Genomic DNA, 7845 nt, shown 5'->3' on the forward strand with positions numbered 1-7845 from the left:
ATGATTGAGCTCAATATTAAAAATATCATCAGACAGGTGAAGCTTTAATTTAGGAAGTTAAGCGGCTCTTGAATACCTGACCATAGCCGTATAAAAAAAGAAACCGGAATATTTAAAAAATGCTCCGGTTTCTTTTGAGCGTTGCTGCTTCAGTTAAGCGCAGCAAGCTGATGAGTAAATAAGGTTTAATATCCTGGGTTTTGTGCAAATCCACCTGCATTTAAATCAAGAGCCCTGCTAGGAATAGGTCTTAAGATTTTAAACTGACCACCAGCACCTAAAAAAGGATCAATGCCTTTATCAAACCAATTGGTTTTGATATCACGGTTATAGAGTTTCGTTCTTGCCATTAAGGTACCTGTTCTTTTTAAATCAAACCAGCGGTGGTATTCACCTACCAGTTCCCTTGCTCTTTCATCAAGAATAAAATCCAGGGTTACATTTGCTGGTGTTATAGTCATTTCAGTAACTTTGCCAGGCTTTGCAGCCCTGCGGCGTACTTCATTGATTCTTGCAGCAGCAGTGGCGGTATTACCGGCTTTAAAATAAGCTTCTGCAGCAATTAAATAAGTTTCACTTAAACGGGCAAGAAAAAGATCACGCGTGCTGGTGGCTCCCCCAAACTGCGATTTTGGATCATCAAATTTCTTCACCGTCGGGGTTGCGTTATCTAAAGCTGTGGTTCTACCCGCTTGCCATACCGGACCATAAGGAATGATGGTTGTTGTGGCCCTATGTGTAGGGTCCTGCGCACGCCATGCCGCATCTGTTGTGGTATCCCATGCTGGCTTATAATAATAGCGGATGGTTAAGTTGGCCCTGTCGGCACTTTTATCGTAATAATCATAATAACGCTGGTAGAGATTAATCATAAAAGTAGCGTCAAAACGGGCATCATTTTCATTGAATACATTAAAAGTATACATTGTTGGTACTAGCGTATAAGAGCGGTAAGGATAACCCAATGTAGCACCCGAACCGCCTTGATAAGGGCCAAAAAAAGCGGCCTGTGTATTTCCACCTGTAGTGGCAGAAGGTAAGGATGCGGCATCAAACTGTATCGAGAAAAGAATTTCCTCATTTTTCTCATTGCCCGGTAAAAACACGTTTTCAAAAGTATTAGTCAACGTTTTACCACCAATGGCTTCTTCTGCAAAGGCTGCAGCAGCGGTAAAATCCTGAGCCGTGCCAAAAGTTTCATACCCACGTGTCAAATGCACTTTAGCAAGGAAATGTCTGATGGCTTTTTTAGTTACACGACCAAAATCAGCACTTGTTTCTGGCACCAGGGCCAGGGCCTCAGTCATTTCTTTAATAATGAAATCATAAGTCTCGGCAGCCGTATTTCTTTTAAACTCTTCCACTGGTGTGGTAAATCGGTCTGTTACTAAACTTACGCCACCAAATGACTGCACCAATAAAAAGTAATAATAAGCCCTAAGGAACTTCACCTCCCCTTTTCGCAAAGGTAAATTTGCCGTACTTGCCGTGATGTCATTAAAATAGAGTGCTGTGTTAGCCAGCTGAATCGCTTTATAAGTGTTGGTATAAAATGTTTGCACCTCAGCATTATCTGCCGTTAAGTTCTGGTATTCGCTAATGCCTGCAGGTTGTGCATCACGCCCTTCCACATACATATCAGTACCCGCACAAAAAACATAAGGAGAGCTATAAACTGTTCTTAGGGATGAATAGGTAGAATTAACAAGTTTTTCATAGCCGTCAGCAGTTGCGTAATAATCATCAGAAACGATGTTCGATTTATTTTCTTCTTCCAAAAACTTTTTACATCCTGTTAAGGTAGCAAAGAGCATAAATAGGAGTAATATGAGTTGTTTTTTCATGGTTTCTTGAATTAAAATTTAAGATTAAGACCAAACTGGTAAGTAACCGTACTTGGGCCAGTATTGTTGATGTTACCTGTGCTGGTGCTGGATACATCAGGTGTGAGGGAAGTATCAATACCACTGGCACTTTCAGGATCAAAACCGTCATAATCAGTCCATACAAAAGGATTTAAAACATTGGCATAAACCCTTAAGCTTTTAATTTTTATTTTTTGCAGCAAACTTGCCGGAAGCGTGTAGCCTAGGGAAATATTCTGCACTTTAACAAAAGAGATATCTTTGAAATAGCCTACCCCGGTAGCACCATCCCAATAAGGGCCGATATTGCTTGGCTGCGGATAGGTGTTAGAGCTTCTCGCTTGCGTAACATCATTAGCCGGCATGTAATAATCATTATAAATTTTGTTGGTGCCACGGTCACTGTAACGGGTAAATACACTATGGAAAGCACTGTAAACCTGCATGCCTTGTCTGGCAAAGATGGATGCAGAAAGGTCAAATGCTTTATAAGTAAATTGCGTAGAGAAACCGCCAGTCCATTTTGGATCTTTTTGCCCTACAATGGCGCGGTCATCTGTACTTGTAATTTTACCATCGTTGTTAAGGTCTTTCACTTTTGCCTGCCCCGGCAACTGACTGTATTTTAAGGCTTCAGCACGTTCGTTCTCCTGCCAGATACCATCGAACACATAAATATAATTGACATTGATTGGCTGACCAATAAACCACCAGTTACCCACAAGGTCTTCTTTTTTGTCTAACAGGTCAATAATGGCATTTTTGTTCCTTGCAAAATTAAAGGAAGAGGTCCAGGAGAAATCTTTTTTAGAGATGTTAACGGTTCTTAAAGATACTTCGATACCTTTATTACTTACAGAGCCTACATTATCTTTAATAGAAGTATAACCCGTTTCTAAAGGTAAATCCCTGCTCAGCAATAAGCCGTCAGAAAGCTTGTCGTAAATATCAATGGAACCTGTAATCCGGTTTTTAAAGAAGCCATAATCAATACCAAAGTCAAACTCCCTTGTTCTTTCCCATGTTAAAGAAGAATTTGGCAACCTTGCTGGCGAATAACCCAGGGCAGATGTTCCACCAAAATCATAATAAGTAGGCGAGCTCAAATTCATTTGTGTTTCATATGGCCTGATGTTGTTGTTATTACCGGCCACACCAGCACTGAAACGAAGTTTTAAATCAGATAAAAATTCTTTTTCTTTTAAAAATGATTCCTGGGAAATTTGCCATGCTACCGCAGCAGATGGAAAGGATGACCATTTATGTCCTTCAGCTAATTTTGAAGACCCATCCCAACGATTGGCCAGGGTTACAAAATACTTGTTTTTGAAGGAATAGTTAACCCTTGCTAAATAGGAAACAATGGAGAACTGGTTAAAATTACTTGAAGAAATCTGCCTGTTGGTAGAAGATCCCAAATTGTAATATGAAGAATTGAAAGGAAGGTCATTCACTTTAGTGGTATCGCTTTCAAACCTGTCCTTTTGGATACTATATAAGCCGGTAAAAGTAAAATTATGCTCTTTAATAGTTTTACGCATGGTTAATACGTTATCAAAGATAAAGGAGGTCGTCTGTTGATTTACCCTTTGTGCATCTGCCAGAAGGCCATCGCCAACGCCCGTTAAAGAGCCCCAATAACGGCCATTACGTACAGAGTTGATGCTTGGTGAAAAAGTAGAACGTACATCTAACCAGCTGATGGGCGAAAATTGAAGGTAAACATTACCCACACCAAAGTTACGTCGGGTATTATTTTCTGAATTGGTATTCTCTAACAGTGGATTTACGGTACTTGTAAAACTGGACACGACAGATGAACCGGGAACAGGAATTTGCCCCGGTCTGAATTTAAGGTTGCCCGTTTCATCATAAGGCTTAAAGATAGGTGCCATATTAAAACCATTGCGGATGGCATCATCACTACCACGGTTAGTTTCTGTCAACGAGAAATTTACGCTCATCCCGGCAGAGAAATAATCATTGATTTTTCCATCTACATTGAGTTTCATGTTATACCGGCCTAAATCATCGTTAACCAGGTTTCCTTTTTCATTTTGATAACCCGCACCCAATAAATATTGAATATCACTTTTTTCTGTTCTGCCCGATGCCGTGATCCAGTGATTCGATTGAATGCCATCCTGAACAACAAGACTGCGCCAGTCGGTATAAGAATGGTCAGCTACGGTTTGTAATACCGTAGGGTTATCTAAGCTCCCTATGGTATTGGTATAAGGTCTGCCGGCAATCATTTCTGGCGAGATATAAGTATTTTGTCTGTATTCCCACCACTCCTCGCCAGTCATAAAATCAGGCATGCGGGCTACTTTACGAATACCCACATAGCCATCGTAAGTGATGGTCGCTCCACCCCCTTTTATACTGGAACCATTTTTGGTGGTTACTAAAACTACCCCGTTAGACCCTCTGGAGCCATAAATGGCCGTTGATGCGGCATCTTTTAATACATCCATTTTAGCAATATCCTGAGGATTTAAAAAGTTGATGTCAGAAACAATAACCCCATCAACAACGTATAATGGTTGTCCGCCGGCAAGAGAATTCTGCCCCCGGATTTGAATATTGAAATTGGCACCCGTACGACCAGAACCGGCAGAAATATCTACACCGGCAAGTTGGCCTTGCACGGCCTGCATAGGACTTACCGTTCCTCTTTCGGCAATAGCCTCTCCCTGCACACTTCCTACAGCAGTGGCCACCTGGGCTTTTCGTTGTGTACCATAACCTACCACCACCAATTCATTCAGCTGACTAGCAGATTGCGTTAAGGTAACCGTTAGTGTTTTTTGACCACTTAAAACAACTTCCTTCGGACTAAAGCCAATGTAAGAAAAGACAAGGGTAGATTTGGGAGGAGCGTTTAAGGAAAATGAGCCGTCAACATCAGTTACGGCACCGATGGAGGAACCTTTCACTTTTACAGACACGCCAATGAGCGTTTCGCCTTTTTCATCTATTACTTTTCCTGCAATAGGCTGGTTCTGCGCCATCAACAGGGGTTTGAGCAATAGAAAAAACACTAAAAAGAATAGAATTTTTTTCATGGTTATATGGTTTAATGAAAAGTTGCCCTTGGGAGGGGCATATATTTGGTTAATATTGTTACTACAATTTAATGACCTTTTTAGGAAAATGACCAATGTTGACGGCAATTAATGCTGATAAATCAATGCAATCGTTCCCGTGATTTTATGGGGTTAATTATCCTCGTTATGATTAAGTTAACCTGTATAAGCTTATGTTGATGCTGATTTCAAAGCCGTGTTGGTCCTTATTTCACCGGTGATAAAAGCTAAACCAGCATACAGCATTTTACTAAGAGCACAAATTATTTTAAAATAAAGTATACTATTTTAGTAGATTTTATTACCTTTGAAATGTAGACAGGAAAAGTCAACAAAAATAACATATAGTCATGTGGCCGAGTGGATAGGTATGGGTCTGCAAAACCTGGTACGGCGGTTCGAATCCGCCCTTGACGTCAAGGTTCCTGTTTGCCCGGGAATTTAACTTATAGATGTTTGGTTAGCTCTATGTAAGTTTGAAAAGGAGAGCCTGAAATCAGTAAAAATTTTCAGGCTTTTTCTATTTCCTCCCAGCCCTCCTTATAGATTTTCTTATCATTTAATAGCAAGTAAACGATTGCTATCCGTCGGCTATTAATTCATTTATTTTTAGTTAAGCCTTGGCAGAGCCTTACCATCCCCTTCATAGGGCCAATCGATATGCGAAGGCCCTACAAAGGCCCTACCAACGCCCTCTGAACGATATGGAAACTAATAGCTGTAGAATAGGTTTCAGCTACCGATCAAACTCACTATTTAGATTAATTCAAAATAAAACAAAGAAACGCTTTAATCCCGCTTTTAATTTTGTTAATTTCGCACAGTTTTAAATCAGTCTAAATAAGAACGTGTCGTTAACCTCAAAATTTTATAGCGGTTTTAAGTGTAGAATCGCCTTTATATCGGTTTTACTTTTATGTTTAACAGGTGCTAGTACCATTGGTTACGCTCAAACTAAAACGGCTATCCTGAAGGGTAGCATTACTGCTCAGGACACATTTAAAGGCATTGACTCCATAGTGGTCATTGCCAAAGGCACAAAAACCTATACCGCATTTACCAACGCTCAGGGAGCTTTTAGTTTCGGTGCGCTTCCATTAGGGAAATACCAAATTTCAACCTCCAGCATTCATTATAAACACTACCAAGCCGTAATTCAGCTCTCTAAAGATCAAAATTTAGCCATTACTTTGCTAGGCACTAACAGAACCCTTAACGAAATATTTATTACCGCCTACGAAGCTAAAGGATTAACCAGCACCTCTGTGATCGATAGAAAGGCAATGCAGCTTTTACAACCTTCTAGTTTTACAGATTTATTAGAGCTGCTTCCGGGTGGCCGTTCTATTGATCCAAGTCTGACTTCCATGAACCAGATCAGGCTAAGGGAAGTTGGTGGTGACAAAGGAAATACAAATAGTGATTACGACATTAGTTCATTGGGAACCGCTTTTTTGATTGACGGTGCACCAATTAATACCTCGGCCAACTTACAAAGTGCAACTGGCTACTTTGACGCTGACCTTAATGCCACCAGAAGTTCGGTGAATAAAGGAGTTGACATGCGTTCCATTTCTACCGATCAGATTGAAAGGGTGGAAATCATCAGGGGGATACCTTCTGTTGAATATGGCGACCTCACCAGTGGTTTAATTAAAATAGAACGTAAAAAAGGGGAATCACTTTATTCCGTTAGACTGAAAACGGATGGTTTCAGTAAATTATTTTCATTAAGTAAAGGCTTTAGCATCCCTAAAAAGAACCTTTTTGTAAACATGGATCTTGGTTACCTGAATTCAAAATCAGAACCTACCAATAACTTCGAAAACTACAAGAGACTAAGTGCCTCCCTACGTACTGAAAAATTCTGGGATAACAGCACCCATCGTTTAACATGGAAATCTGCATTTGATTATGGAACAAACATAGACAATGAACGTACCGATCCTGATAATGGCTATGCCTTAACGGATTCTTATAAATCTACATATAATAGTTTTGATTTCTCTAACACCTTAACTGGTAAATTCCACCATAAAAACGCTTTCTTTAAAGGTTTCGAGGTCGCTACTAAATTTACCTATCAAAATGACCGTATTGAATCTGTAAAGTGGCTGCAGGCAAGGTCGGCAACTGTACTTTTCAATTCTGTTACGGAGGGTGCTCACGATGCTACTTATTTAACGCCAAGTTATGCCTCAAAATTAGTGGTAGACGGTCAACCATTAACGGCCTTTTTAAAAGGTATCGTAAATATGGGTTTCAGAACAGCGGCCCTGAAACATGAAATTAAATTAGGTTTAGAAAGCAATTTCAGCAAAAACCTGGGTGAGGGACAAATTTATGATTTAAACTATCCAACAAGCAGCACGATCAATGTAAGGCCTAGAGCTTATAACGATGTTCCGGCAATGTTTAACCAGGCCTTTTTTGCAGAAGATGTGATTTCCATGAAGGCACATGAACATACCTTTACCCTTGCTTTAGGCTTACGTGGCATGTCCTTATTAGGCATGGATCAACAATATACTATTGCCAATAAAATTTATTTAGACCCCCGTGCCAACTTAAAATGGGCATTACCCAAATTAGCTGTTGGCGACAACGACCTTCAAATGAGTTTCGGCGCTGGTTATGGTTTGCATACAAAAATGCCTACGTTGAGTCAACTTTACCCAAATTTAGGCTATCAGGATATTGTGCAATTGAGTTTCTACCACAATAACCCTGAGTATAGAAAGGCCAACGTGATCACTTATATCACCGATAGAACAAACTTTGATTTAAGAGCAGCCGTCAATAAAAAGCTGGAGCTTAATGCAGATTTTGAATTAAATGGCAACAGACTTTCCTTAACTTATTTCAATGAGAAGCTGTCGGATGGTTTCAGA

3 protein-coding genes and 1 tRNA gene are annotated in these 7845 nt (G+C 40.1%); 2 read left to right on the plus strand and 2 right to left on the minus strand.

Translation table 11 applies throughout. The annotated features are described in order from the left end of the window. Positions 1-185: 185 nt before the first annotated feature. Together ACR2F7_RS10570 and ACR2F7_RS10575 are read right to left on the minus strand one after the other, a co-directional pair. The gene (locus tag ACR2F7_RS10570; RefSeq protein ID WP_432713537.1) at positions 186-1844 is read right to left on the minus strand and encodes a RagB/SusD family nutrient uptake outer membrane protein; all 1659 of its coding nucleotides are present in this window, start codon (positions 1842-1844) and stop codon (positions 186-188) included. A gap of 11 nt (positions 1845-1855) precedes the next feature. Further along, positions 1856-4933 (minus strand): SusC/RagA family TonB-linked outer membrane protein, encoded by a 3078-nt coding sequence (locus ACR2F7_RS10575; RefSeq protein ID WP_432713538.1) that lies wholly within the window; start codon positions 4931-4933, stop codon positions 1856-1858. A gap of 367 nt (positions 4934-5300) precedes the next feature. On the opposite strand from ACR2F7_RS10575, the gene ACR2F7_RS10580 reads away from it, so the two are divergent. Then, positions 5301-5371, plus strand: a tRNA-Cys gene (locus ACR2F7_RS10580). Between the two features lie 431 nt (positions 5372-5802). Beyond that, a partial coding sequence (locus tag ACR2F7_RS10585) for a TonB-dependent receptor (protein ID WP_432713539.1) occupies positions 5803-7845 on the plus strand: 2043 nt, incomplete at its 3' end.

The sequence above is a fragment of the Pedobacter sp. genome, from assembly GCF_045628745.1.
Taxonomy (GTDB): domain Bacteria; phylum Bacteroidota; class Bacteroidia; order Sphingobacteriales; family Sphingobacteriaceae; genus Pedobacter.

Coding starts and splice junctions, on each gene's coding strand:
- ACR2F7_RS10570 (WP_432713537.1), bottom strand. CDS start 1,844: ATGAAAAAACAACTCATATTACTCCTATTTATGCTCTTTGCTACCTTA.
- ACR2F7_RS10575 (WP_432713538.1), bottom strand. CDS start 4,933: ATGAAAAAAATTCTATTCTTTTTAGTGTTTTTTCTATTGCTCAAACCC.